The sequence below is a fragment of the Enterobacter cloacae complex sp. 372C4 genome (genome assembly GCF_050030615.1).
Classification (GTDB): Bacteria; Pseudomonadota; Gammaproteobacteria; order Enterobacterales; family Enterobacteriaceae; genus Enterobacter; species Enterobacter intestinihominis.
Genome location: NZ_JBLGUQ010000001.1, coordinates 1,021,249 through 1,047,626 on the forward strand (window position 1 = coordinate 1,021,249; position 26,378 = coordinate 1,047,626).

The following is a 26,378-nucleotide window of genomic DNA, read 5'->3' on the forward strand; positions in this document are numbered from 1 at the left end:
AAAGGAGAGAATAATTATGCGCGAGCGATAATATCCGCCAGTTGCTTTTCTGACTTAGCGGTTAACAACGCTGACAGCATATCTTCTTCACATAATAATTCGCTTAATGCCTGGATAGCGTCGATATGTGAATCCGCATCCGCCGCAGATAAACCAATGAGTAATTTTACGGGCTCATTGTCGTCGGCAAATTGCACTTCCTGTTTAAGAAGCGTTAATGACATACCTGTTTTTAAGGCACCGCACTCCGGACGGGCATGAGGCATCGCTACACCCGGAGCGAGAATGTAATAAGGACCATTAGTGAGCGTCGAGGTTTTAATTGCCTCAATATAATCAGCGTTAATACAATGATTTTGCAGCAAAGACGACATGGAAAAATCAATGGCTTCCTGCCAGTCCTTTGCTGCGGATTTTATTGATATTGAGGATTCAGGGAAATAATCAATTAACCGCATATATCATCCTTATTTTATTTTTAGGGTACAACGTATCGCTAAAAACAAAATACGCCTGCGGTAAAATGAAATCAAACGGAGAGAAAATAGCGAGCATGTCAGAGTGGATTTTAATAAAACGAATAAAAACAGATCGTTAAAAAAAAGAAATTAAAAAGCAAGTCTATATATGTGATATCCATTGCAAATTCAACATATTATAACTTTTCGTATTTGTGATGAGAATCACCAAATATATGTTGTTAATACCAAAGAAAATACCTCCAAAATAAAAACGGGCCGCCTGAGCGACCCGTTTGCCTCACGGAGAGATTTACAGCAGTTCTTTCGCTTTAGCGACAACGTTCTCAACGGTGAAGCCGAACTCTTCGAACAGCAGCTCTGCCGGAGCAGATTCACCGAAGGTGGTCATACCGACGATAGCGCCGTTCAGACCCACGTATTTGAACCAGTAATCAGCGATACCCGCTTCCACTGCCACGCGAGCGGAGACCGCTTTAGGCAGTACGGATTCGCGGTACGCGGCATCCTGCTTGTCGAACGCATCGGTAGACGGCATGGAAACCACGCGCGCTTTCACGCCTTCAGCAGTCAGTTTTTCCCATGCGGCAACGGCCAGTTCAACTTCAGAACCGGTCGCGATAAAGATCAGCTCAGGCTGGCCCGCGCAATCTTTCAGCACGTAACCACCGCGGGCGATGTTTGCCAGCTGCTCTGGGGTACGTTCCTGCTGCGCCAGGTTCTGACGGGAGAGGATCAGCGCAGTCGGGCCGTCCTGACGCTCAACGCCGTATTTCCACGCCACCGCAGATTCAACCTGGTCACATGGACGCCATGTGCTCATGTTCGGGGTCACGCGCAGGGAAGCCACCTGCTCTACCGGCTGGTGAGTTGGACCATCTTCGCCCAGACCGATGGAGTCGTGGGTGTAGACCATCACCTGACGCTGTTTCATCAGCGCAGCCATACGCACGGCGTTACGTGCATATTCCACAAACATCAGGAAGGTAGAAGTGTACGGCAGGAAACCACCGTGCAGAGCGATACCGTTGGCAATCGCAGTCATACCGAATTCACGTACACCATAATGGATGTAGTTACCGGCAGTGTCTTCGTTGATTGGCTTAGAGCCAGACCACAGGGTCAGGTTAGATGGCGCCAGGTCAGCGGAACCGCCGAGGAATTCTGGAAGCAGAGGACCAAACGCTTCGATCGCATTCTGAGACGCTTTACGGCTGGCGATTTTAGACGGGTTCGCCTGCAACTTCGCAATGAACTCGTTCGCTTTCGCGTCGAAGTCAGACGGCATGTCACCTTTCATACGACGGGTGAATTCAGCCGCTTCCTGTGGGAAGGCTTTCGCGTAAGCCGCGAACTTCTCGTTCCAGGCCGCTTCTTTCGCCTGGCCCACTTCTTTCGCATCCCACTGCGCGTAGATTTCAGATGGGATTTCGAAGGCAGGGTGTTTCCAGCCAAGCGCTTCACGGGTCAGTGCGATTTCCGCGTCGCCCAGTGGTGCGCCGTGGGAGTCGTGAGTGCCCGCTTTGTTCGGAGAACCGAAGCCGATGATGGTTTTGCACATCAGCAGGGACGGTTTGTCGGTCACGGCGCGCGCTTCTTCTACGGCACGTTTAATCGAGTCAGCATCGTGGCCATCAACGCCGCGCACAACGTGCCAGCCGTAGGCTTCGAAACGTGCGGCGGTGTCGTCAGTGAACCAGCCTTCAACGTGACCGTCGATGGAGATGCCGTTGTCGTCGTAGAACGCAACCAGTTTACCCAGCTTCAGGGTGCCTGCCAGGGAGCACACTTCGTGAGAAATGCCTTCCATCATGCAGCCGTCGCCCAGGAACGCATAGGTGAAGTGGTCAACGATGTCGTGGCCAGGACGGTTGAACTGTGCCGCCAGGGTCTTCTCAGCAATCGCCATACCCACGGCATTCGCAATGCCCTGACCCAGCGGACCGGTAGTGGTTTCAACGCCAGCGGTGTAGCCCACTTCCGGGTGACCTGGAGTTTTGGAGTGCAGCTGACGGAAATTTTTCAGCTCTTCGATTGGCAGATCGTAGCCAGTGAGGTGCAGCAGGCTGTAGATCAGCATAGAGCCATGGCCGTTAGACAGCACGAAACGGTCGCGGTCTGCCCATGCCGGGTTCTGCGGGTTGTGGTTAAGGAAATCACGCCACAGGACTTCGGCGATGTCAGCCATGCCCATAGGGGCGCCCGGGTGGCCGGATTTGGCTTTCTGTACTGCGTCCATGCTCAGCGCACGAATAGCATTAGCAAGCTCTTTACGTGAGGACATTTTAACTCCAGATCGGACTGTTAAAGGCCATGCCCTTGACGACAGCGCGTTTTGGGCTACGCCGGAAAAAAGTGCCAACAATGTAACCCAAGCCGCAGGGCATGTACATGGACCATTCTTTTGCAGCTTAAGAAATCTCTGGATCATGCTCGCATGTTGCGCAATCTACTCGCCCGCCCCTGTAGATATTCCTTATACTTAGCCCGACACCGGCTTCGTTGACGGTGCATTTTTCGGAATTAATTCAGATTAACGAGTACGGAAGCAACATCATGAAAATGCGTGCAATTGGGCTGGCTGTGGGAACAACGCTCCTGCTAAGCGGCTGTCAGAATATGGATTCTAACGGCCTGATGACCTCAGGCGCAGAAGCTTTTCAGGCCTACTCATTGAGCGATGCGCAGGTGAAAGCGCTGAGCGACGAGGCCTGTAAGGATATGGATGGAAAAGCTACGCTTGCCCCGGCAAACAGCACCTACACGCAGCGTCTGAACAAGATTGCTTCCGCGCTGGGCGACAACATTAACGGTCAGCCGGTGAACTACAAGGTGTATATGGCGAAAGACGTCAACGCCTTCGCGATGGCTAACGGCTGTATCCGCGTTTACAGCGGCCTGATGGACATGATGACCGACAACGAAGTGGAAGCGGTGATCGGCCATGAAATGGGTCACGTTGCTCTCGGTCACGTGAAGAAAGGGATGCAGGTTGCGCTGGGCACCAATGCCGTGCGTGCTGCGGCGGCCTCTGCGGGCGGCATTGTCGGCAGCCTGTCCCAGTCGCAGCTGGGCGACGTGGGTGAGAAACTGGTTAACTCCCAGTTCTCCCAGCGTCAGGAGTCGGAAGCGGATGACTACTCTTACGATCTGTTGCGCAAACGCGGCATCAATCCATCGGGTTTAGCCACCAGCTTCGAAAAACTGGCGAAACTGGAGGAAGGCCGTCAAAGCTCCATGTTTGACGATCACCCGGCCTCCGTTGAACGCGCGCAGCATATCCGTGACCGCATGGCGGCAGACGGAATTAAATAAAACTTCGGCCCGGTGCGCGCCGCGCTACCGGGCAACAAGGCTCAATCAGTACAGCGTTTTCTGTGGCGGCCCGGCAAACTTCAGGGCGCCAATCTGCCCCATCCGCACTTCTACCACCGACGGCCCCGGCATCGCCAGCGCTTCCGTCATCACCGCATCAAAGTCCTCAGCCCGCTCAACGCTCCAGGCCTGTAGGCCAATCGCCTGCGCCAGCAGGGTAAAGTCCGGTGTATGCAGTTCGTTATAATACTGACGCCCGCCAAAATATTTATCCTGAATACCGCGCATTACGCCGTAGCCCCCGTCGTTCATGATGAGCAGCGTCACGTTGGCTTTCTCCTGCGCCAGCGTCGCCAGCTCGCCTAAATTGAGGCTCAGGCCGCCGTCGCCCACCAGTCCCACCACCCTGCGCTGCGGGTTGGCAATCGCGGTGCCGATGGCCATCGGCAGTCCCATACCAATCGCCCCGGCGAGGGAGTGAATGTTCAGCAGCGGACCGTTAGCCCTGAACAGGCGGCTACCCCACAGGCTGCCGGACACGGTGATATCGCGCACCAGCAGGCCGTCTTTCGGCAAGGCTTTTTCTATGGCGTCGTTAAGCTTCGCATAGGCGCCGCACTGCTCGCGCAGCCCCTGCTCAGCTTGCCCGACCGCCTGCTGCACCTGCATATCCCACTGCGCGTTGCCCCACTCGCGGCCCTGCACTTTTTTAGCCAGCGCGCCAAGCAGCGCTGAACAATCGGCTATCAACGTGCTATCCATCAGGTAGTTACGGCTGGCCGCCGCCGGGTCGATATCAATCTGCACCCGCGGGGACGGCAGCTCAAGCGTCCAGGAGCGGGTTTCGTTGCTGCGCAGACGTGAACCGGCCACCAGCGTAAAATCACACTGCGCAATCAGCGCCTCCACCGACGGCGAGTTGTGGAACGCCCGCAGGCTGGCGCGGTGGTCGTCCGGCAGCACGCCGCGCGCGTGGGTGCTGGAAATCACGGTGATGCCCGCATCCGCCAGTTTTTTCACCGCCTCAGCGCTTCCCAGCGCCCCGCCGCCCAGCCACAGCAGCGGCTGTTTCGCCTGTTTGAGCTGCGCCCACAGCGCGTCAACCATCCCGGTATCCACGGCTGGAACCGATGCCGGTTTGACCGGGGCGGTAACCAGCGACAGCGGAATTTTGGCGCCCTGAATATCAATCGGGATTTCCACCGAGACCGGTCCGCACGGTGGGGTCTGCGCCTCCTGGATGGCTTTATGCAGAATGGCTATCGCCTGATTCGCATTGCTGATACGGTACGCCCGTTTTGAGCTGGCCTTCAGGAAGGTCAGCTGATCGCGGGTTTCATGGATAAACCCGGTGTCGGCGTCCAGCCAGGCTTTCTCTACCTGCCCGGTTAAATGCAGCAGCGGCGTGCAGGCATTCATCGCTTCCACCAGCGCGCCTACCGCGTTCCCGGCCCCCGCGCCGGTGCTGGTCAGCGCCACGCCGAGGCCGGAAAAGCGCCCGTGAGCATCGGCCATGGTGACGGAACCGGCTTCACCGCGCGCGGGTACAAAGCGGATATTGCCCCGCTGCCCAACCGCATCCGCTATCGGCAGGTTGTGAATGGAGATGACGCCGTAGATGGCCTCAACCTGATACTGCTCCAGCGTTCTGGCGATGGCGTCGCCGACGGTTATCATTTCGCTCATTGCTCACCCTTTCTCAGTCGCACCAGTGGTTGACGCTGTTACCCGTCGCCAGATAAATGCTCTTTTGTTGCATCCAGGCTTTCAGCCCCTGGATACCCTTCTCGCGGCCCAGACCGCTTTCTTTAAAGCCCCCGAACGGGGTCGAAATCGCAAAAACTTTGTAGGTGTTGATCCACACCGTGCCTGCCTCCAGCTGCTCGCTGAGACGCAGGGCGCGCCCGGTATCGCGCGTCCAGATCCCCGCCGCCAGGCCGTAAACCGAGTCGTTCGCCTCGCGAATAAGCGCCGCTTCATCGCCAAACGGCATCGCCACCAGCACCGGGCCGAAGATCTCTTCCTGACATGCGCGGGCGCTGTTGTGTAGCCCTTCGATAATGGTTGGCTGGAAGAAGCTGCCGTTTGCCAGAGCGGGATCGGCGGGGATCTCGCCGCCGCACAGCACGCGGCCCCCTTCCCGCTTCGCAAGTTCGACGTACTCGATCACGCTCTGGCGATGTTTCTCGCCGATCAGCGGTCCTACATGCACGCCGTCGGTAAACGGATGCCCGACGCGCAGCCCGCGAGTTAATTCCTGCAGCCTCGCCATCAGCGGGGCGTAAATACTCTCGTGGATAAACAGCCGCGATCCGGCGATGCACGCCTGCCCCGCCGAGCTGAAAATGCCGTAGCAGATCCCACGCGCCGCCTGTTCGATATCGGCATCCTCCAGCACGATAGTCGGCGATTTGCCGCCCAGCTCCAGCGAGGCCGGGATCAGTTTTTCCGCCGCCACGTGCGCCAGATGACGGCCCGTAGTGGTTCCGCCGGTAAAGGAAATTTTGCGCACGCGAGGATGACGCGCCAGCGCATCGCCAATCACCGAGCCTTTGCCCGGCAGGACGCTCAGCAGCCCGGCGGGCAGCCCGGCCTGTTCAAAAATCCGCGCCAGCTCCAGCGCCATCAGCGGCGTGGCTTCGGCGGGCTTGAGGATCACCGCGTTCCCGGCGGCAATCGCCGGTGCGACCTTCTGCATTTCGCTGGCAATCGGCGAGTTCCACGGCGTGATGGCCGCTACCACGCCAAGGGGCTCGTAGCGGCTCAGCGTCAGCAGATCCGGCTGGCGCGGTGTCGGAAGTTCCCCTTCCAGCAGCTCGCAGGCGGCGGCAAAGTAGCGCGCCGTTCCCGCCGCGCTCATCACCAGCCCGCACGCTTCCGCCAGCGGCTTGCCGTTATCCCGGCTCTGCATCTGCGCCAGTTCATCCACACGGGATTCAATAAGATCCGCCACCTTGTGCAGGATCTTCGCCCGCACGTGCGGCAGGCTGTTACGCCAGGCGGGATCGCGCCACGCGCGCTCTCCGGCGTCTACCGCCTCCTCCAGGTCATCCAGACTGGCGGCGTTCAGCGTCGCGTTGATCGACCCGTCTGCCGGGAAGTGGCTCTGCATCGGGTTACCTCCGCCGTGTCGCCACTGTCCGCCGATAAAAATCTTCAGATCGTCCATCGTCACTCCTCAGCTCAGGGCCAGCTCGCGGCAGGCGCGCACCGCGCTCAGTGCCGCCAGGGTGGAGGTTTTAGGGTTAGACGCCAGCGGCAGCCCGCTCAGCTCCAGATGGAACTCGCCGAATAATCCTTCGACGTGCAGCGTGTGGGTGTTACGTTTCGTTGCCGGGTCAACCATCAGCTGCACGCGGGTGTCATCCATCCCGACGCCGCCGAGCGCCACGGTCGCCGCTACGTTGGCGTTCGCCGGGAACAGCCGCGCCGCCTCGCGGGCGCTGCCTTCAAAAAAGACCTTTGCCTCTGACACCGCATTCAGATCGATAAGCTGCTCGGCATAGCTGCCGCGCCAGCTGGCCGGGCTTTTGCGCGACTGATAGGTGACGCGTTCAAGCCCACCCTCTTTCGCTGCCGCCAGCCCGTCGATACCGGCCACTGCACCGGAAAGCAGAGTCAGTTTTCCGCCCGCGGCGAGCAGACGCTGCTCCAGCGCGCTGTCCGCCAGCGCGCCGGTGGAAATGACGGCCAGATGCCAGCCGCGACGCAGGATCTCTTCCCCGTACTGGGCCACCGCCTGCTGGCTGGCGCATTCCAGCACCAGATCCGGCGTTTGCGCGCACGCCATTGGCGACGTCAACGCCTCGACCGCATCGCCAAACTGGTCGTGAATGGCGGCATGGTGAGACGCGCGCGCCACGATCCAGCCGATAGCCACACCGGCGGGCAGGCGCTCAATCACCGCCTGCGCCATGGCACCAAAACCAATCAACATTACCTTTTTCATGATGCGTCCTTACAGATGGCGACAGAAGCCGCCGGAAACGTCCAGCGCGGCGCCGGTGGTAAACGAGGCCAGCGGCGAGGCGAGGAACAGCAGCGCCTGCGCGGGCTCCTGCGGCCTGCCGAGGCGCGCCATTGGAATGCCGCGCTTGCGCGCGATATCCGCCGTCCACTCCGGCCAGCTCTGGCTTTTGTCCGCCCGGTTTTCAAAGCGGCGCTGCCACTGGCCGGACTCCACCATGCCGAGCAAAATGGAATTGACGCGAATGCCTTTACCCACCAGCTCTTTCGAGAGCGTCAGCGTCATGTTCAGCAGCGCGGCACGAGCAGCGGAGGTGGCGATCATGTGCTCCTCCGGCTGTAGCGCCAGCAGGGAGTTGACGCAGGTAACAGAGGCAATGTCTGACTGCTCCAGCAGCGGCTGAAACGCCTGCACCGGATTGATGACGCCAAACAGCTTCAGCTCTGCCTCGTGCAGCCACGCCTCGCGCGGGGTGTCATGGAAGTGCGCCACGTAGCCCTGCCCGGCGTTGTTGATCAGCAGATCAGCCGCGCCAAAGCGCGCCTGCACCGCATCCGCAAAGGCCTGAACCTCGTCGGCGTTCAGCACGTCGCAGCGGTAAGAAAAAATCTCCCCGTGGGGGAATTCGTTTTGCAGCGTCGCATGGGCGCTGGCGAGCCGGTCCGGGTCACGGCCGCAGAAGGCGACTTTCGCCCCTTCCCCCAGCAGCAGGCGCAGCGTTTCAAAGCCAATGCCAGAAGAACCGCCGGTGACTACCGCTACGCGCCCGTCAATTTGTGCATTCATCGCGCACCTCTTCGTTAATGCGTAAAAGCTGTTGGTTGAAAAACACGTCGTTATCGAGATAGCTGGCGTGCCCGGCCTGCGGAATGGTGGTAAACGGCATGCCGTAGCGCAGCGCCAGCCCCTGCACCAGTTCGGGCTGCGTTATCGCGTCCTGCTCGCCGCACCAGACTTCAAACGTGCCGGAGTATCGTTTAAGCCAGCCGTGAATGTCGTCATGCGCCAGCATCCACGCGGCGGCAAGGTAGCCTTCCGGGCGCAGCGTGCGCATGCCCGCCGCGACGGTGGCGATATCTTCCGCGCGCGCGCCGGGGCGCAGCAGCTTCGCGGCACGGGTCTGGGCGAGGATTTCGCCGCCCAATGCCATCTGCTGCTCGCGGTTGCGCCAGACCTGCTCCCGCTGCTCCGGCGCGGCATTGCCGTAGCCCTGCGCAGCGTCGGCCAGTACAAGATGAATGACGCGATCCGGGAACTTCGCCGCAAACGCACTTGCGACCAGTGCCCCCAGGGAATGGCCCACCAGCACCGCCTGCCAGACACCGGCGCGATCCAGCATCGCCGCCAGCACGTCGGCGTAATCCCCCGCGTTTGCCCGCGCGACGGCCAGCATCGGGCTTTCGCCATAACCGGGCATGTCCCACGCCAGCACGCGAAAACCGTTCAGCGCCATCTGCTTGTGCCAGGACGCAGCGCCAGAGCTGATCCCGTGTAGCAGCATCAGCGGAATGCCGCTTCCCTGTTCACGAAAACCCGTCATGGCGCCCCCTTAGTTCCGCTTCACTTTCGAGAGCGGATGGTCGGACGGATAGGTCGGGATTTCCGGCTTGTTGGTCCCCAGCATGACGCACATCAGCGCCTCTTCTTCCCCGTGGTTAAACAGGCCGCGATAGATGCCCGGCGGGACGGAGATCAGGTCACGCTCGCGCAGCACGGTTTCGGTGTAGTTGTCGCCGTCCTGGATCATCAGCGTGATCTGCCCCTTGAGCATGAAGAACACCTCTTCCACGTCGTCGTGCAGGTGCAGCGGCCCTTCGCACTTCGACGGCAGTACCATGGTCGAGAAGGTAAAATGGTCCGCCTGCACGGTGTTGGTGTCGTTCGCTACGCCGGTTGCGCCGGTGCCGATGTAGCGCATCTGCGCCCGGCGGTATTTTGGGTCAAAATCGGCCTGGAACTTCAGCGCGTTCCAGTCGTATTTACGGCCTTCGAAGCGCGCGATGCGCGACTCGACCCACTCCTCCATCGTCAGATGGTCAGGTTTGATGCCCGTTTTGTGGGTTACGGTTGAATCAGTCATGACACTCTCCTCAGTAACGTCTCAGCAGCGGCAGTAACAGGACGCAGCCCACCGCCGCCATCACCGCCAGAAAAATCAGCCCGGAATCCATGCTGTGGGTGAAGGCGATAAGCGCGCCCATCACCGCCGGCGACAGCGCGCCTGCAAAGTTTCCCAGCCCGTTGAAAATGCCGCCCGCCGTGGCGCTCACCCGGGGATGGGTGGCCTTCGCCAGCAGGGCGAAAATGTTGGGCGCGCCGGTGCCCCACATAAAGGTGCTGAAGCTCATCGCCGCGATGACGGCGAGCGGGGTATCGAGGTGCATCACCGCCGCCAGCCCCACCGCCGCCCCCGCCATCGAGATAAAGCAGGCCGCCGCGCGCTTATCGACCCTGTCCGAGAGCCACGCGCCAATCACTTCCCCCGCCAGCATGGCGATGAACGGCATCGACGACAGCCAGCCTGCATGCTCAAGGTGAATGCCTTTGCCTTTGATCAGGTAGCCCGGCAGCCAGCCGTTGATGCCCCACAGGTAGGTCAGGAACGCGATGTTAAAGATGCAGATGATCCAGAAATGCGGGCTGACGAACAGCTCGCGCCGCGCCGCGCGCCGCTCGTCCTGAGACGCCTGCGAGGTGCCGGGTTTAGCCTCCAGACGGATCCCGCGCAGGCCGATGCGTACAAAGATAAGCACCGGCACGGTAAGCATGGCCATGACAAAGAAGGTGCTCTGCCAGCCGAAGGTGTTCAGCAGCCAGAGGGAGAGCGGGAAGCCAATTGCCGCCCCTACCGGTGTGCCCAGCAGCCACAGCATGGTGGCGCGCGCCTGCAGATGCTGCGGGAAGTTGTGGCGCACGATGGCGAAAGCCAGCGGGAACAGCGGCCCTTCCGCCACGCCCAGCAGGATGCGCAGGACGATCATCAGCGTGTAGTTATGGGTAAAGCCCATCGCCACCATCAGCACGCACCACACAGCCATCATCCCGGTGAGCAGGCGCAGCGGCGCGATTTTGTCGCCTAAACCGCTCAAAAATACCGACGAAAAGCCGTAGCTCAGCAGGAAGGCGCTCATCAATATGCCGAGGCGCGTGGTGTCGAAATCAATGCCCATCGCCTGCTGGAAATGGGTATCCGAAAAGAGCGCCGCGATGCTGATTTTGTCGAAAAACGCCAGCAGCACGCAGGCCAGCAGCGACAACGGGATGGCCCAGCGCACCGCTTTTTCGGGCGTGCGGGTCCCCTCACCGCTCGCCTCAACCGGCGCGGTGTTCGTCTCTAGTGTGGTCATCTCTCCCCCTACGGGTGCGGGTTAGCTATCGCAGTGACATCAGTGAAAATGTCGGGTCGGCAAGCGGTACGTTCGACAGATCCCGCCCCGCCGCCATCCAGCGCTTCGCCAGCTTGACGGTGCGCGCATCGTTGAACGCCACCAGCTGCGTCAGCCGCCCGTTTTCATCCAGCGAGAAGAACAGCGCATCTGCACGCACTATCGTTTTACTCTCCGGCTGCGGAATACCGAGGATCTGAATATTGTGCTGATATTGATCCGACCACAGCCACGGCGCGTCGTCATAACCTGGCGCATCGGGGTTGAGCATCGCTTTCGCCGTCGCCACCGCCTGATTCTGGGCGAAGGCCCAGGACTGGATGCACAGGCCGTAGTGATGGTGCTGGGCGACATCTCCTGCGGCAAAGATGAATGGATCCGAGGTGCGTCCCTGGGCATCCACCACGATCCCGCGCCCGGTTTTCAGCCCCGCATCAAGCGCCAGCTCCAGATTGAGATCGACGCCGATCCCGACCACGACCGTATCAAAGGTTTCACGGTTGCCGTCGCAGTGGATGACCGGCAGTCCGCCGTCGTCCTCCAGCTCCAGCGCGCCGCAACCGGTACGGATCTCCCCCCCCTGCTCGCGGTGGATGGCCTCCAGGCGCTGGGACACCTCGCCGCTCACCGAGCGCATGCAGAGCGCAGGCTGCTGCTCGAACAGGGTGACCGCCACGCCGCTTTTCCGCGCGGAAGCGGCAATCTCAAGGCCAATCCAGCCGCCGCCGATAATCGCCAGTTTGTGACTTTCCGACAGGCGACTTTTCAGGCGCTGCGCGTCCTGCCAGTGGCGCAGGGTGTAGACCTGCGGATGGCTGGCCCACGCCTGCGAAGGCAGGCGCGCCCGCCCGCCGGTAGCGATTAAAAGGATGTTGTAACTAAGACATTCGCCGTTGCTTAAACGCACGATTTTCTCTTCACGATCGACTGATTCAGCACGCAGCGGGCGGTACCAGATCAGGTTCAGCGCCTGCTGCGCTTCTTCGCTAAACAGCCGCGGAAGCGCGGAGTCCGGCTCCAGCAGAGACGCTTTTGACAGCGGCGGCCGCTCGTAGAAATCCCATTCCTCTTCCGCCACCACGCAAATCTCGCCGTCGAAGCCCTCGTCACGCAGGGTTTTCGCCGCCCAGCCGCCCGCCTGGCCGCCGCCGATAATGACAATGCGCGATGTCATACCGCCTCCGGCTTTTTCTGCTGACGGCGCGTGTCGTGGTCAATCCCGCCCTCCACCGCCCATTCGGTAAAGGAGACCAGGGAGTGCTCCAGCTCGCGCGGCTGCCAGTTTTCGGTCAGGTAGTCGTCGTTGGTGTAATACTCAAACGCGCCGCCGGTCGGGCTGTTGACGTACCAGAAGTACGCCGACGACACCGGATGACGGCCCGGCCCGATAAAGGTGCTCCAGTTATGTTTATTCATCGCGATACCGCCGCCGATCACCTCGTGGATGTCGCGCACGGTGAAGGCCACGTGGTTAAGGCCGCGCTTGCGGTTCGGCAGTTGCAGCAGGAACAGGTTGTGATGGCCGCCACGCGCCCCGCAGCGCAGGAACACGGCGCGGTTGATATAGCGATCCGAGACCTGGAAGCCGAGCACCTCGCGGTAGAATTTCTCTACTGCCGCCAGCTCTTCCACGAAGAACACCACATGCCCCACGTTGATCGGCTGGGCGCGATCGTAAACCGGGCTGGGTGTGTCGATACGGCGGGCGTCGCCCCACTGGTTTATTGGCTCGACGTTAAGCTCCACGTCGGTCTGCTGGGTCACCTGCACGCGCAGCGTCATGCCGTTCGGATCCAGGCATTCCAGCGCGTCGCCCACTTCACGAAAACCTGGCTGTTGCGCCAGCTTCGGGCGCAGCGCATCCAGCTCAGACTGGCTGGCAACCGCCCAGGTCATGCGGCGCAGGGTGTTGCCCGCTTCAAACGCGGGCGGCAGGTCGGGGCTGTCGATCGGGTTAAGCTCCACGCGCGCGCCGCTCAGGGTGGTGAAACGCTGGCCGCTGGCATCGCCCGTCAGGCCAAAATCACGCATAAATTTGGCGCAGTGCGTCAGGTCTTCCACACCAAATTCCAGCTTTTCAATTCCGGTTATACTCATCGTTCGTTGCCTCATCTGGCCCAGATTGGGCGTAAAACATGCCCGACGCAGTCAAGCGCCTGACGTTAACTCACTGATTTAACTGGCCTGTGACAGATACCCTAAGAAGCCAGAAATTTTATCCGCCGCAAGGCGAACCTCGTTTTGCAGGCGCTCGCGGTCGCTCAGTGGGATCTCCTCCGACGGCACCAGAATGCTGACCACCGCCGCCACGCGGCCGCTTCGGTCATACACCGGGTAGACGATGGAAGAGATGCCGTGGCGGAAGAAGGATTCGCCGATGACATACCCGCGGGCTTTGTCCTGCTGCACCATCTGCCACAGGGCTTCGCGGTCGTGAAGCTGCCCCGGCGTGTTGCCCGGCAGGCGCTCATGCGGGAACAGCTGTTCGAAATCAGCGCGGGAAATATCGGTCAACAGCATGCGGCCCAGCGAGGTGCAGTGCACCGGCAGACGGGTACCAATGCTGACCTGGTTGATACGCGACCCGGCGGCGCTGACGCGGGCGATATAGATAATGTCGCGCCCGTCGCGGATCGCCAGATGGCTGCTGCACTGGCTCACGTCGCGCAATTGCTCGATCACCGGCTGGCCGACCTGCGCCACGTCCAGCGAGGCGATGTACTCAAAGCCAAGACGCAGCACGTTCATGCCCAGCGAAAAGGTATTGGTGCGCGTGTTGCGCTCCAGAAATCCCATGTACTCCAGCGTCTGTACCACGCGATAGGCGGTGGCCTTCGGCATATCCACCAGCCGATGCAGTTCGGCAAAGGTCAGATCGCGATGCTGCTCGCCAAAGGCCAACAGCAGCTGTAAACCGCGCTCCAGCCCCGGCACCAGATACTTCACTTCCTGATCGTTTGCCATCATTGCCCTACCTTAGTTAAAGACAAAACCGCCGTTGACCGGGATCAGCTGTCCGGTGATGAACCGCGACAGATCACTTAACAGCCAGACCACGCTGCCGGTGACGTCTTCCGGCTGCTGCGCGCCCGTTAACGCACGGCCGTTTTCGTAGAGCTGATGCCGTTCGGCGGGGACATATTCCGTCGCCTCGACGCGGGTTAGCCCCGGCGCGATGGCGTTAATGCGTATACGCTTTTCACCCAGTTCGCGCGCCATTGAGCGGGTCATGGCAATCACGGCGCCCTTGCTGGCGACGTAGGCCATCAGGCGCGGCGCGCCCCACAGCGCGGTGTCGGACGCGACGTTCACGATGCCCGCCCCCTCGCGTAGCAGCGGTACGGCGGCGCGCGTTACCAGCCAGGTGCCTTTGACATTGACGCTCATCACCCGATCCCAGAGATCCGGATCGTAATCGAGCATATTTTTGCCGCCGACGCCCGTCGCCATCGCCGCGTTGTTCACCAGGCCGTCAATCAGCCCCTGCTCGCCAATCGCGCTGAACACCTGCTCAATGGACTGCGGATCGGCCAGATCGATAACGTGCGATTCGATCGCATAGCCTTGCTCACACAGCCGGTGGGCGCTCTCGGCCAGCTCGCCTTTGAGGATGTCGCACATCACCACCGCCGCGCCCTGCTCCGCGCAGGTTTTGGCAAAGTGAAAGCCCAGCCCGCGCGCGGCGCCGGTTATGACGATGCGCTTACCGCTCAGCAGCCCGTTCATCAGGCGGCCCCCTGCTGTGCTTCACGCATCGCCAGCTGCTCTTTGGCGGCCTTTTGCATCATGCGGCGCAGGCGCGAGAGGCCAACGTCGTGCTGATACAGGTATTCATGATCGCGGGCGTTTGGCGCCAGGCTCTCCAGCACCACGCGGTCCTGCTCCAGCACTTCCCAGTGCAGTTTTTCCAGACGGTTGCGGTACATGAAGCGCCACATATCGCGCTGCCAGCCCTGCACCCGGCGAATGCGCCAGAAGAAGACGCGGCAGTTGTCGTTATCTTCCGGCACCACCATGCCGACGATAAAGAAGTGGCCGCCCGGCCCGAAACGCTTCTTGTACGGAATGGAGAGACGCATCCAGCAGGTGCCGCTGTTGCCCAGCTCCACCCAGTCGAAGTTGACGCCGCTCTGCCCTTTCTTCTCAAAGATAAAGCCGGTTTTGGTCGGCTGGAGCACCATGTCGGCCTTGCGATCCCCTTCCGCCATCGAGTGCGAGGAGGAGTGCAGATAGGTGCCGTGCATCGGGTCCATCACGTTTTCCAGCGCGTACTGGTAATTGCATTTCCACGCGGCGGTGCAGAGGAAGTTGCTGAAGTTTTCCGTGTCGGCGAGTTCATCCGGGAAGGTCAGTTCGTCCGGCTGCTGATCCGCGGTGACGCCAAACCAGAGGAAGATGGCGCCGTGCGCCTCCTGCACGTTATAGCTGCGCACGCACTGCTGGCCGACCAGCGGACATTTATCCACAGCGGGCACGTCTTTCACCTCGCCGTTGCCCGCCACCTCTACGCCGTGATACCAGCAGGCGATGCGGTCGCCGAGGTTCCAGCCCATCGACAGGCGCGCGCCGCGGTGCGGACAACGGTCCTCCAGCGCCTGCACCTGGCCGTCTTTGTTGCGCCAGACCACAATCTGCTCGCCCAGGCGGGTGATGCCCACAGGAGCAGACTGCACTTCCCAGCTCGCCAGCACCGGATACCAGAGGCCGCGCAGGCCTTTATCCAGATAGTGTTGTACGGTCGTTGTCATCGCGTTGCCCTCAGTAGCCGTTAACCTGTAAGAATACCTGGAAGCTGGCGTCGCTCCACGGCTCGCCCTGCTGGTCGTGCATGCGCACCGCGTTCAGCCCGTTTACCAGCTCCGGCAGGGTTTCAACGCCCTGTTCGAAAAGCTCTTCCAGCGTCGCAATCAGCTTCACCTCCCAGCTTTCCGGCTCACGGCTGCGGGTCTGCCAGATCAGGTTCTGGTACTCGCCCGGCTTGTGAATGGCGCCATTACCGCCCTCTGCCGGCGGGGTAAACTGGCGGCTTTCCGGCAGCGCCGGGTTGTAGTTCAGCGTGTCGCTCATGCCACGGTCTCCTCAACAAAGGTAATCTGAATCTGGTTTTCAAAGACCCGAACCGGGTAACGGTTGAGGTTGCGTCCTCCGGGGCCGTGCAGACACTGGCCGGTTTTGACGTCGAACACCGCCTCGTGCAGCGGGCATTCCACCTTGCCGTCTTCTACGAAGCCCTGACTCAGCAGGGCATAGGCGTGGGGGCATACGTCTTCCAGCGCGTAATATTCACCGTCGATCAGGTAAACGCCGATCTCTTTCCCGTCGACGTTGCCGCTAAAAGGGAAATCTTCCTGTACTTGTTCTGCGTCACATACGCCTATCCAGCTCATCACGATCCTCCAGGCTTTTGTTTCATATATGAAACTCTGTTTCTTATTTAATACGGTCAATATAAAAGCGATGAATGTTTCGTCAAGCGACAATGTGACGAATTTGTTAATCGATCGGCAATTAATTAACTAAGTGTGCAAGGGATCACGAAAAAATGCAGCGATATGAAATTTTCATTATTACAGCGTGAGAAATACGTTTTTTTAATGGTCTCTTATTTTGAATAAAAGATATTGACTTCCTTTCTTTTTACTCTTTAAAAATAAATTAACGTCACCTCTTTCGCGTTTCACCGGTGAAACTGATTTTTAATTTATCTTTAATAAACAATGAGTTTCACAGGTGAATCATTTTAGCTCCGTGACAATCACATTGATGAAAAATATAAGTTACAAAAAACGTAAGGCGGACATGATGACGGCAAGATGGCAAGGCACGATTGCGCTTTTATTACTCATTATTATTTCGTACGTCGATCGGGTAAATATCTCGGTAATGATTTTAAACCCGGAATTTGCCGAACATTTTCAGTTAAATGAAAACAGAATGTTACAGGGTCTACTCATGACCTGCTTTCTTCTGGGTTATGGTTTTTCCGCTCTATTATTAACGCCGGTTATTGAAAGCAAACTTCATTATCGGCAGGGATTATTAAGCAGCATTGCGATTTGGGCCGCGGTCTGCGCGGTTTCGCCTTTGTTAGGCTCGCTGACGGGAATGGTCATCGCCCGCGAAATAACCGGGGTTTGTCCACACCTTCACGCTGGCCTGGGGAATGTTGCTGCTGCGCATGCGGCGCGCAGCAGCAATCAGCGCGTAAGGCTTATTCGCCTTTTTTCGCTGCCTGGATGTAGAGCATTTCCAGCGCCAGGGTCGCCGCGGCCAGCGCGGTGATCTCGGACTGGTCATAGGCCGGAGCCACTTCCACCACGTCCATCCCGACAATGTTCAGATCCTTCAGGCCGCGCACCAGCTTGATGGCGCGGTCTGACGTCAGGCCGCCGATCACCGGCGTACCGGTACCCGGTGCGAATGCCGGATCCAGGCAGTCGATGTCGAAGGTCAGGTAGACAGGCATATCGCCGACGATCTGCTTAACCTGAGCCAGAATATCGTCCACGCCGCGATCGTTCACCTGGCCCGCGTCGAGTACGGTGAAGCCGTTGTCTTTGTCGAACTCGGTGCGGATGCCGATCTGCACGGAGTGGTTCGGATCGATCAGGCCTTCTTTCGGCGCGGTGTAGAACATGGTGCCGTGGTCGAATTCGCAGCCGTTCGCGTAGGTGTCGGTATGCGCGTCAAAGTGCACCAGCGCCATTTTACCGAAGTGCTTCGCGTGGGCGCGCAGCAGCGGCAGGGTCACGAAGTGGTCACCGCCGAAGGAGAGCATGCGTTTACCGGCCGCCAGCAGCTTCTCGGCGTGCGCCTGCAATTTTTCGCTCATTTCGCGCGCGTCACCGAAGGCGTACACCAGATCACCGCAGTCCACCACGTTCAGGCGCTCGCGCATGTCGAAGTTCCACGGGAAGCGGTTGTGCTCCCAGGCCAGGTTGGTGGAAACCTGACGGATTGCCGCCGGGCCATGACGTCCACCCGCACGACCGGACGTTGCCATGTCGAACGGTACGCCGGTGATCACCCAGTCAGCATCGCTGTCGTAAGGCTGGAAGTTCATCGGAAGGCGTAAAAAACCAAACGCGTTAGATACCAGAGAATTATCGTACTGATGACCTAAAGTGCTCATGTCCTGACCTCTTATAAAGTCGATACATTAAAAACAGATGAAAAAAAATCCCCTCCGCGTCGTTAAACCCGACGAGGAAGGGATTGATTCGTAAATCGCATAGTGGGGCGAATTATCGCCGTTAATTCATACGGGTTCAAGTGAGTATAGGGCATCGTGCGGTCTGATGCCCTCACCCCAACCCTCTCCCACCGGGAGAGGGAGGTTTTACTACTCGTCTTCCAGATACGTATACCCGTACAGACCCGCTTCAAACTCTTCCAGGAACTGCTGCTGCAAGGCATCGTCCAGACCGGTGTTTTTGACCTGATCGCGGAACTGGGTGAGCAGTTTTTTCGGATCCAGCTGAACGTATTCGAGCATATCCGCCACGGTGTCCCCTTCGTCGGACAGCTCAACCTCCACGCTGCCGTCAGGGAAGACAAACACATCAACCGCTTCGGTATCACCGAACAAGTTGTGCATGTTGCCGAGGATCTCCTGATACGCACCCACCATAAAGAAGCCCAGCATTGGCGGGTTCTCCGGATCGTACTCCGGCATTGGCATGGTCGTAGCGATACCGTCACCGTCGACGTAGTGGTCAATCGCGCCGTCTGAGTCACAGGTAATGTCCAGCAGCACCGCGCGGCGTTCAGGCGCATGATTCAACCCTTCCAGCGGCAGAACCGGGAACAGCTGGTCGATACCCCAGGCATCCGGCATCGACTGGAACAGGGAGAAGTTGACGTACATTTTGTCCGCCATACGTTCCTGCAACTCGTCGATAATCGGACGGTGCGCGCGGTTGCTCGGATCGAGCTGCTTCTGCACTTCATGGCACATGTTCAGATAGAGCTGCTCCGCCCACGCGCGTTCCTGCAGGCTAAAGGTGCCTGAAGAATAACCGACGTGAATGTCGTGCAGATCCATCTGGCTGTCGTGCAGCCATTCGCGCAGAGAACGACGCGTGCCCGGCTCGTGCATCTCCTGCCAGGTTTCCCACATGCTTTGCAGGGAACGTGGGGCATCGTCTGCCGGAGGCGTGGCTTCAGTGATTTCGCTGCGCTCAACGCCGATGATGTTAGAGACCAGCACCGTATGGTGCGCAGTGACCGCGCGGCCGGATTCGGTGATCACCGTCGGGTGCGGCAGGCCGTGCTCTTCGCAGGCATCGCCAATCGCCCAGATAATGTTGTTGGCGTATTCGTTCAGGCCGTAGTTGACCGAGCAGTCAGACTGCGAGCGTGTCCCTTCGTAATCCACGCCCAAGCCACCGCCCACGTCAAAGCACTGAATATTTACGCCAAGCTTGTGCAGCTCAACGTAGAAACGTGCCGATTCACGCACGCCGGTGGCAATGTCGCGAATGTTGGCCATCTGCGAGCCAAGGTGGAAGTGCAGCAGCTGAATGCTGTCCAGACGACCGCGCTCGCGCAGAATTTCCACCAGCTGAAGCACCTGGTTCGCCGCGAGGCCGAACTTGGATTTTTCACCGCCGGAAGACTGCCATTTACCGGAACCCTGCGACGCCAGTCGCGCACGCACACCAAGGCGTGGGATCACGTTCAGACGCTCGGCCTCTTCCAGCACGATCGCGATTTCGGTCATCTTCTCGATCACCAGATAGACCTTGTGGCCCATCTTCTCGCCAATCAGCGCCAGACGAATGTATTCGCGGTCTTTATAGCCGTTACAGACGATCACCGACCGGGTCATGCCCGCGTGCGCCAGAACCGCCATCAGCTCCGCTTTGGAGCCAGCTTCCAGGCCCAGCGGTTCGCCGGAGTGGATCAGGGACTCAATCACGCGACGGTGCTGGTTTACCTTGATCGGGTAAACAAGGAAATAGTCGCCGTTATAACCATACGATTCCCGCGCGCGTTTGAACGCGGCGTTAATAGAACGCAGGCGATGTTGCAGGATCTGCGGGAAGCAGAACAGTGCAGGCAAGCGCTGACCCTGGGCTTCACGGGCTTTCACCAGCTTAGCGAGATCCACGCGCGCTTCCGGGACGTCCGGATCCGGGCAGACACTGATGTGGCCCAGCTCGTTAACGTCGTAGTAGTTATTGCCCCACCAGGCAATATTGTAAGTGCGCAGCATCTTGCTGGCTTCCTGGGAGCTCATCGCAACCTCCTGCATAGAACGTAGTACACCCTGTTCGCCTGCTGACGAAGGCGAAAGCGAAGACATGTCGTCAGACATAGCGAACCTCAACTCTTTGTATTAAGTGTAAAACAGTTGACTACTATCGCAGCGTTATACGGCGATAACAACCCATTAACGGCTCCATTTCCCAGCAGAGTATGCTGAAATCCAGACCGTGCGACCGGTTTCTTATTCATATCATTGTAAAACACGTATCCGAACTCTGTATGACAAGGTTCGGCGAAACCACGAGAAAACTCCTGTATTAACAAGAGCGCCCTTGTTCAGTTTTCACAAAGCGTGACCGGCTCTGGAATCCTGAGAAGCACCGAGATGGGTATAACATCGGCAGGTGTTTAGACCAGAAGTGCGGGTGGGAATCAAATGCGCGCCAGAACGACTGCGCTGAATGAGCGGAAAACAATGGTTCATTATCTCGTATCACCTCCACGGCCGCCTCTGCTGAAACGGACCACAAGCCAAAGCTAAAAGTTCACTGCTTAACCCGGCTGGAAGTGGCGACACGATGTGTTCATCGAGCGCTTATTTTATATGAGCCGCGCGCCGCGTTTTATACCGAGAAGGTCGCTAAAAAGCAAAACAAAAATGCGCAGGTTGCCAGCGCCGTCAGGAAAAATTTCCAGCCGTGTTTTCAACGCAGTGAGAGGTGAGTCAAAAAAAACTGGAAATCGGGTGAAGAAGTGACCTAAAATAGACGTCCAGATGTTAATCCATCCATACCGATTAACACTCAGACTGCCAGTGTCAAAATCCTGCAGGCCTTGGTAGAATTATCTCCTTTGGCTATTCCACACAGCAGTTCGAGCTAACCAAATTCCTTTTAGGTGAAATAAAACATGGCAAAACACCTGTTTACGTCCGAGTCCGTATCAGAAGGACATCCTGATAAAATTGCTGACCAAATCTCCGATGCGGTGCTGGATGCGATCCTCGCGCAGGATCCAAAGGCGCGCGTAGCGTGTGAAACCTATGTCAAAACCGGCATGGTTCTGGTTGGCGGTGAGATCACCACCAGCGCATGGGTTGATATCGAAGAGATCACCCGTAACACGGTGCGTGAGATCGGTTATGTACATTCTGATATGGGCTTTGATGCCAACTCCTGCGCCGTACTGAGCGCTATCGGCAAACAGTCCCCGGACATCAACCAGGGCGTTGACCGTGCCGATCCGCTGGAACAGGGCGCGGGCGACCAGGGCCTGATGTTCGGCTACGCGACCAACGAAACCGACGTGCTGATGCCAGCGCCGGTGACTTACGCACACCGTCTGGTGCAGCGTCAGGCTGAAGTGCGTAAAAACGGCACCCTGCCGTGGCTGCGTCCGGATGCGAAAAGCCAGGTGACCTTCCAGTATGACGACGGGAAAATCGTCGGCATTGATGCCGTGGTTCTTTCCACGCAGCATGCTGAAGATATTGACCAGAAATCCCTGCAGGAAGCGGTGATGGAAGAGATCATCAAGCCGGTTCTGCCAACTGAATGGCTGAGCTCTGCGACCAAATTCTTCATTAACCCAACCGGACGCTTCGTTATCGGCGGCCCAATGGGTGACTGCGGTCTGACCGGTCGTAAAATCATCGTAGATACCTACGGCGGCATGGCGCGCCACGGTGGCGGCGCGTTCTCCGGTAAAGACCCGTCTAAAGTGGACCGTTCTGCGGCGTACGCTGCACGTTATGTGGCGAAAAACATCGTTGCTGCGGGCCTGGCTGACCGCTGTGAAATTCAGGTTTCCTACGCCATCGGCGTGGCTGAGCCAACCTCCATCATGGTGGAAACCTTCGGTACTGAAAAAGTGCCTTCTGAACAGCTGACCCTGCTGGTGCGTGAGTTCTTCGACCTGCGTCCATACGGTCTGATTCAGATGCTGGATCTGCTGCACCCAATCTACCAGGAAACCGCAGCGTACGGTCACTTTGGTCGCGAACATTTCCCTTGGGAAAAAACCGACAAAGCCGCCCTGCTGCGTGATGCTGCCGGTCTGAAATAATCGACTGCCAGCAGCTTAAACAGGCCAGCCTTTGTGCTGGCCTTTTTTATGTCGGGTAGCGGCTATGCCTTACCCGACCTACGGGTAGTGAATTTTGGTAGGCCGGGTAAGGCGCAGCCGCCACCCGGCAATGTTTGGAACCGTTTACACCTCACTCTCTATACCCCGCTTTCAGAATATTCTCTTTGCATGATCGCATTTCTTCTGCTGTTACATTCCCTTTCAGTTAAGTCTGAAATTTGTGCAAACGCGATGCATATCAATTAATTTACCTCTATATTTTCAAAGCTTTAATTATTTTTACGGTTACAAACTAGTGTAACCGATTACACCGTTGTGATTTGACTCACATATTTTTATGAGCCGCTCACCTACTCTTAATATCGTAAAAACTGATAACCCAACTGGAGGGCATAATGCCTGACAATAATAAACAGGGGCGTACGTCCAATAAGGCAATGACGTTCTTCGTCTGCTTCCTCGCCGCTCTGGCAGGATTACTCTTTGGCCTGGATATTGGCGTAATTGCCGGTGCATTACCTTTCATCACCGATGAGTTCCAGATTAGCGCACACACTCAGGAATGGGTGGTCAGCTCCATGATGTTCGGTGCCGCCGTCGGCGCGGTCGGCAGCGGCTGGCTCTCCTTTAAGCTCGGGCGTAAAAAGAGCCTGATGATCGGCGCGATCCTGTTCGTTGCCGGCTCACTGTTCTCTGCCGCTGCGCCTAACGTTGAAGTGCTGATCCTCTCCCGCGTGCTGCTCGGTCTGGCAGTGGGCGTGGCGTCTTATACTGCCCCGCTGTACCTGTCTGAAATCGCACCGGAAAAAATCCGCGGCAGCATGATTTCCATGTATCAGCTGATGATCACCATCGGTATTCTGGGGGCTTATCTTTCCGATACCGCCTTCAGCTACAGCGGCGCATGGCGCTGGATGCTGGGCGTCATCATCATTCCGGCCATTCTGCTACTGATTGGTGTCTTCTTCCTGCCGGACAGCCCGCGCTGGTTCGCCGCCAAACGCCGCTTCCACGATGCCGAACGCGTGCTCTTACGCCTGCGTGATACCAGCGCCGAAGCCAAAAACGAGCTGGAAGAGATCCGCGAAAGCCTGAAGGTCAAACAGTCCGGCTGGGCGCTGTTCAAAGAGAACAGCAACTTCCGCCGCGCGGTGTTCCTCGGTGTGCTGTTACAGATCATGCAACAGTTCACCGGGATGAACGTCATCATGTATTACGCGCCGAAAATCTTCGAACTGGCGGGCTACACCAACACCACCGAACAGATGTGGGGCACCGTGATCGTCGGCCTGACCAACGTGCTGGCGACCTTTATCGCTATCGGTCTGGTGGACCGCTGGGGGCGTAAACCAACCCTGACGCTGGGCTTCCTGGTGATGGCCATCGGGATGGGCGTGCTGGGTACCATGATGCACATGGGCATTCACTCCCCAACGGCACAGTACTTCGCCGTGGCGATGCTGCTGATGTTTATCATTGGGTTTGCGATGAGCGCCGGTCCGCTGATTTGGGTGCTGTGCTCTGAGATCCAGCCGCTGAAAGGGCGTGATTTTGGTATCACCTGTTCTACCGCAACCAACTGGATTGCCAACATGATCGTCGGCGCAACGTTCCTGACCATGCTCAATACCCTGGGTAATGCCAATACCTTCTGGGTCTACGCCGGTCTGAACCTGTTCTTTATTGTTCTCACGATCTGGCTGGTTCCTGAAACCAAACATGTTTCACTGGAACACATTGAACGTAACCTGATGAAAGGTCGTCCTCTGCGCGAAATCGGCGCACACGACTGATCCTCCTGCGGGAGGCGCCTCTTGCGCCTCCCCGCTTCCCGCTTTATGCTCTGCCCCTATGAAATCTCCCCGTCTCCCCATCGCCATTCAGCAAGCCGTTATGCGCAGCCTGCGGGAAAAACTCGCCCAGGCCAACCTGAAGCTCGGCCGCGATTATCCTGAACCGAAGCTGGTCTATCAGCAGCGTGGCACCGCGGCAGGCACCGCCTGGCTGGAATCGTATGAGATCCGCCTGAATCCGGTGTTGCTGATGGAAAATCAGCAGGCGTTTATCGAAGAAGTGGTGCCGCACGAGCTGGCCCACCTTCTGGTGTGGAAACACTTTGGCCGCGTCGCGCCGCACGGCAAAGAGTGGAAATGGATGATGGAGGCGGTGCTCGGCGTTCCGGCCCGCCGCACCCACCAGTTCGAGCTGGAATCGGTACGCCGCAATACGTTTCCCTACCGCTGCCAGTGCCAGCAGCACCAGCTTACCGTCCGCCGTCACAACCGCGTGGTGCGCGGCGAGGCGACCTATCGCTGCGTAAAGTGCGGCGAACCACTGGTGGCGGAATAATCACTCGAACTTTCAGGAACTTTCCTGATCTGACTGATTGCATACGGGAACAACATTCGTTACGTTGCGGGCTCGTTTTGACACGGAGTGTAAGATGTCCCGTAATGTTTCTCTCGCAGTCGCTTTTCTGGCGACGGCGCTCTCCGGCCATGCTCTGGCCGACGGTATTCACAGTTTCTCACAGGCAAAAACCGCAGGCGTAAAGATTAACGCCGACGTGCCGGGTGATTTCTACTGCGGCTGTAAAATTAACTGGCAGGGTAAGAAAGGGGTCGTGGATCTGGGATCCTGCGGCTATAAGGTGCGCAAGAACGAGAACCGCGCCAGCCGAATCGAATGGGAACACGTTGTTCCGGCCTGGCAGTTTGGCCACCAGCGCCAGTGCTGGCAGGACGGTGGACGTAAAAATTGCGCAAAAGATCCGGTCTACCGCCAGATGGAAAGCGATATGCACAACCTGCAACCCGCCGTGGGTGAAGTCAATGGCGACCGCGGAAACTTCATGTACAGCCAGTGGAACGGTGGCGAAGGCCAGTACGGTCAGTGCGCCATGAAGGTCGATTTCAAAGAGAAACTCGCCGAACCGCCTGCCCGCGCGCGCGGCAGCATCGCCCGCACTTACTTCTATATGCGCGACCGCTACGATCTCAACCTTTCCCGCCAGCAGACGCAACTCTTCAATGCCTGGGACAAGCTCTACCCGGTGACGGACTGGGAATGCCAGCGCGACGAACGTATCGCCAAAGTCCAGGGGAATCACAACCCTTACGTCCGGCGGGCTTGCCAGGCGCAAAAGAGCTAACCTACACTACGGCAATTCGCTTATATCGCATGACACATGGAATTTCTGACTATGCGCATCCCTCGCATCTATCACCCTGAACTGATTACCCCAGGCGGCGAAATCGCCCTGTCTGATGATGCCGCAAACCACGTAGGCCGCGTGCTGCGCATGGGCGCAGGCCAGGCGATTCAGCTCTTTGACGGCTCTAATCAGATTTTTGACGCTGAAATTACGCGCGCCGATAAAAAAAGCGTGCACGTGAAGGTGCTGCGTGGCGACGTGGACGACCGGGAATCCCCGCTGCACATTCACCTTGGCCAGGTGATGTCGCGCGGGGAAAAGATGGAGTTCACCATTCAGAAATCCATTGAACTGGGTGTAAGCCTCATTACGCCACTTTTTTCTGAGCGCTGCGGCGTTAAACTGGATGCGGAACGTCTGAACAAAAAGATCCAGCAGTGGCAGAAAATTGCCATTGCAGCCTGTGAACAGAGTGGCCGCAACCGCATCCCGGAGATCCGCCCGGCGATGGATCTGGAGGACTGGTGTGCAGAAGAGGAAAGCGGGCTTAAGCTTAATCTTCATCCGCGCGCCAGCGCCAGCATCAATACGCTGCCGCTGCCCGTTGAGCGTGTACGCCTGCTGATTGGCCCGGAAGGCGGCCTGTCGGCTGACGAAATCGCCATGACGGCGCGTTACCAGTTTACTGATATTCTGTTGGGACCTCGCGTTCTGCGCACTGAGACAACGGCACTCACCGCCATTACCGCCCTACAGGTGCGATTTGGCGATCTGGGTTGAAG

General features: G+C 58.3%; 26 protein-coding genes and 1 pseudogene. 7 read left to right on the forward strand and 20 right to left on the reverse strand.

Annotation, left to right across the window (positions count from 1 at the left end):
* Nucleotides 1–14 precede the first annotated feature (14 nt).
* Both cmtB and tkt read right to left on the reverse strand, forming a co-directional pair.
* Nucleotides 15–458, reverse strand: a complete 444-nt coding sequence (cmtB, locus tag ACQG11_RS04865) for a PTS mannitol transporter subunit IIA (protein WP_022649332.1) — start codon at nucleotides 456–458, stop codon at nucleotides 15–17.
* Between the two features lie 313 nt (nucleotides 459–771).
* Nucleotides 772–2,763, reverse strand: coding sequence for a transketolase (tkt, locus tag ACQG11_RS04870; protein WP_022649333.1), 1,992 nt, complete (start codon nucleotides 2,761–2,763; stop codon nucleotides 772–774).
* A 272-nt stretch (nucleotides 2,764–3,035) separates the two neighbouring features.
* Here tkt and ACQG11_RS04875 point away from each other — a divergent pair, with 272 nt between their 5' ends.
* Nucleotides 3,036–3,794, forward strand: coding sequence for a M48 family metallopeptidase (locus ACQG11_RS04875; protein WP_003860073.1), 759 nt, complete (start codon nucleotides 3,036–3,038; stop codon nucleotides 3,792–3,794).
* 45 nt (nucleotides 3,795–3,839) lie between these two features.
* Here the strand turns inward: ACQG11_RS04875 and ACQG11_RS04880 are convergent, their stop codons facing one another.
* The 14 genes from ACQG11_RS04880 to ACQG11_RS04945 all read right to left on the reverse strand — a co-directional run bounded on the left by ACQG11_RS04880 (nucleotide 3,840) and on the right by ACQG11_RS04945 (nucleotide 16,534).
* Nucleotides 3,840–5,480, reverse strand: coding sequence for a thiamine pyrophosphate-binding protein (locus ACQG11_RS04880; RefSeq protein WP_063201536.1), 1,641 nt, complete (start codon nucleotides 5,478–5,480; stop codon nucleotides 3,840–3,842).
* A gap of 13 nt (nucleotides 5,481–5,493) precedes the next feature.
* Nucleotides 5,494–6,963 carry an aldehyde dehydrogenase gene (locus ACQG11_RS04885; RefSeq protein WP_426728212.1) on the reverse strand — a complete coding sequence of 490 codons (1,470 nt, stop codon included), beginning with the start codon at nucleotides 6,961–6,963 and terminating at the stop codon, nucleotides 5,494–5,496.
* A gap of 9 nt (nucleotides 6,964–6,972) precedes the next feature.
* Nucleotides 6,973–7,743 carry an aspartate dehydrogenase gene (locus tag ACQG11_RS04890; protein ID WP_023295404.1) on the reverse strand — a complete coding sequence of 257 codons (771 nt, stop codon included), beginning with the start codon at nucleotides 7,741–7,743 and terminating at the stop codon, nucleotides 6,973–6,975.
* Between the two features lie 9 nt (nucleotides 7,744–7,752).
* Entirely contained in the window at nucleotides 7,753–8,547 is a 795-nt protein-coding gene (locus ACQG11_RS04895; protein ID WP_041907473.1) for an SDR family oxidoreductase, read from the reverse strand.
* Nucleotides 8,531–9,301 (reverse strand): alpha/beta fold hydrolase, encoded by a 771-nt coding sequence (locus ACQG11_RS04900; RefSeq protein ID WP_045308337.1) that lies wholly within the window; start codon nucleotides 9,299–9,301, stop codon nucleotides 8,531–8,533. Before ACQG11_RS04900 ends, ACQG11_RS04895 begins: the two co-directional genes overlap by 17 nt.
* Before the next feature lie 9 nt (nucleotides 9,302–9,310).
* Nucleotides 9,311–9,841, reverse strand: coding sequence for a cupin domain-containing protein (locus ACQG11_RS04905; protein WP_022649339.1), 531 nt, complete (start codon nucleotides 9,839–9,841; stop codon nucleotides 9,311–9,313).
* Nucleotides 9,842–9,851: 10 nt separating this feature from the next.
* Entirely contained in the window at nucleotides 9,852–11,108 is a 1,257-nt protein-coding gene (locus ACQG11_RS04910) for an MFS transporter (protein WP_022649340.1), read from the reverse strand.
* Nucleotides 11,109–11,133: 25 nt separating this feature from the next.
* On the reverse strand, nucleotides 11,134–12,321 hold the full coding sequence (locus ACQG11_RS04915) for an NAD(P)/FAD-dependent oxidoreductase (RefSeq protein WP_426728213.1): 1,188 nt from the start codon (nucleotides 12,319–12,321) through the stop codon (nucleotides 11,134–11,136).
* On the reverse strand, nucleotides 12,318–13,244 hold the full coding sequence (locus ACQG11_RS04920; protein ID WP_271075152.1) for a VOC family protein: 927 nt from the start codon (nucleotides 13,242–13,244) through the stop codon (nucleotides 12,318–12,320). The genes ACQG11_RS04915 and ACQG11_RS04920 overlap by 4 nt, the downstream gene beginning before the upstream one ends.
* A 78-nt stretch (nucleotides 13,245–13,322) precedes the next feature.
* Complete coding sequence (locus ACQG11_RS04925; RefSeq protein WP_032671673.1) at nucleotides 13,323–14,111, reverse strand: IclR family transcriptional regulator; 789 nt, start codon at nucleotides 14,109–14,111, stop codon at nucleotides 13,323–13,325.
* Between the two features lie 12 nt (nucleotides 14,112–14,123).
* Nucleotides 14,124–14,873 carry an SDR family oxidoreductase gene (locus tag ACQG11_RS04930; RefSeq protein ID WP_353417033.1) on the reverse strand — a complete coding sequence of 250 codons (750 nt, stop codon included), beginning with the start codon at nucleotides 14,871–14,873 and terminating at the stop codon, nucleotides 14,124–14,126.
* On the reverse strand, nucleotides 14,873–15,895 hold the full coding sequence (locus tag ACQG11_RS04935) for an aromatic ring-hydroxylating oxygenase subunit alpha (protein WP_017692695.1): 1,023 nt from the start codon (nucleotides 15,893–15,895) through the stop codon (nucleotides 14,873–14,875). The genes ACQG11_RS04930 and ACQG11_RS04935 overlap by 1 nt, the downstream gene beginning before the upstream one ends.
* A 10-nt stretch (nucleotides 15,896–15,905) precedes the next feature.
* Entirely contained in the window at nucleotides 15,906–16,214 is a 309-nt protein-coding gene (locus ACQG11_RS04940; RefSeq protein WP_155025147.1) for a recombinase-like helix-turn-helix domain-containing protein, read from the reverse strand.
* A complete protein-coding gene (locus tag ACQG11_RS04945) occupies nucleotides 16,211–16,534 on the reverse strand; it encodes a Rieske (2Fe-2S) protein (RefSeq protein WP_003860044.1) in 324 nt (107 codons plus the stop codon). The genes ACQG11_RS04940 and ACQG11_RS04945 overlap by 4 nt, the downstream gene beginning before the upstream one ends.
* A 415-nt stretch (nucleotides 16,535–16,949) precedes the next feature.
* Here ACQG11_RS04945 and ACQG11_RS04950 point away from each other — a divergent pair.
* Nucleotides 16,950–17,282: pseudogene (locus ACQG11_RS04950) on the forward strand (MFS transporter); the annotation flags it as partial.
* A 76-nt stretch (nucleotides 17,283–17,358) separates the two neighbouring features.
* On the opposite strand, the gene speB reads toward ACQG11_RS04950, so the two are convergent.
* The 4 genes from speB to ACQG11_RS04970 all read right to left on the reverse strand — a co-directional run bounded on the left by speB (nucleotide 17,359) and on the right by ACQG11_RS04970 (nucleotide 20,841).
* A complete protein-coding gene (gene speB / locus ACQG11_RS04955) occupies nucleotides 17,359–18,279 on the reverse strand; it encodes an agmatinase (protein ID WP_017382921.1) in 921 nt (306 codons plus the stop codon).
* A 210-nt stretch (nucleotides 18,280–18,489) separates the two neighbouring features.
* Entirely contained in the window at nucleotides 18,490–20,466 is a 1,977-nt protein-coding gene (gene speA / locus ACQG11_RS04960; RefSeq protein WP_022649348.1) for a biosynthetic arginine decarboxylase, read from the reverse strand.
* Between the two features lie 8 nt (nucleotides 20,467–20,474).
* Entirely contained in the window at nucleotides 20,475–20,606 is a 132-nt protein-coding gene (gene yqgB, locus ACQG11_RS04965) for an acid stress response protein YqgB (protein ID WP_057979949.1), read from the reverse strand.
* Between the two features lie 94 nt (nucleotides 20,607–20,700).
* Nucleotides 20,701–20,841, reverse strand: a complete 141-nt coding sequence (locus ACQG11_RS04970; RefSeq protein ID WP_418251239.1) for a hypothetical protein — start codon at nucleotides 20,839–20,841, stop codon at nucleotides 20,701–20,703.
* 425 nt (nucleotides 20,842–21,266) lie between these two features.
* On the opposite strand from ACQG11_RS04970, the gene metK reads away from it, so the two are divergent.
* From metK to rsmE, 5 genes are all read left to right on the forward strand, one after another.
* The gene (gene metK / locus ACQG11_RS04975) at nucleotides 21,267–22,421 is read left to right on the forward strand and encodes a methionine adenosyltransferase (protein ID WP_022649349.1); all 1,155 of its coding nucleotides are present in this window, start codon (nucleotides 21,267–21,269) and stop codon (nucleotides 22,419–22,421) included.
* Between the two features lie 416 nt (nucleotides 22,422–22,837).
* Entirely contained in the window at nucleotides 22,838–24,235 is a 1,398-nt protein-coding gene (galP, locus tag ACQG11_RS04980) for a galactose/proton symporter (RefSeq protein ID WP_023306911.1), read from the forward strand.
* 58 nt (nucleotides 24,236–24,293) lie between these two features.
* Entirely contained in the window at nucleotides 24,294–24,791 is a 498-nt protein-coding gene (locus ACQG11_RS04985) for a SprT family zinc-dependent metalloprotease (protein ID WP_426728214.1), read from the forward strand.
* A gap of 94 nt (nucleotides 24,792–24,885) precedes the next feature.
* Complete coding sequence (endA, locus tag ACQG11_RS04990; RefSeq protein ID WP_161177545.1) at nucleotides 24,886–25,593, forward strand: deoxyribonuclease I; 708 nt, start codon at nucleotides 24,886–24,888, stop codon at nucleotides 25,591–25,593.
* Between the two features lie 51 nt (nucleotides 25,594–25,644).
* Nucleotides 25,645–26,376: a 16S rRNA (uracil(1498)-N(3))-methyltransferase gene (rsmE, locus tag ACQG11_RS04995; RefSeq protein ID WP_003860033.1), complete on the forward strand. Its 732-nt coding sequence runs from the start codon at nucleotides 25,645–25,647 to the stop codon at nucleotides 26,374–26,376.
* The last annotated feature ends 2 nt before the right edge of the window (nucleotides 26,377–26,378 follow it).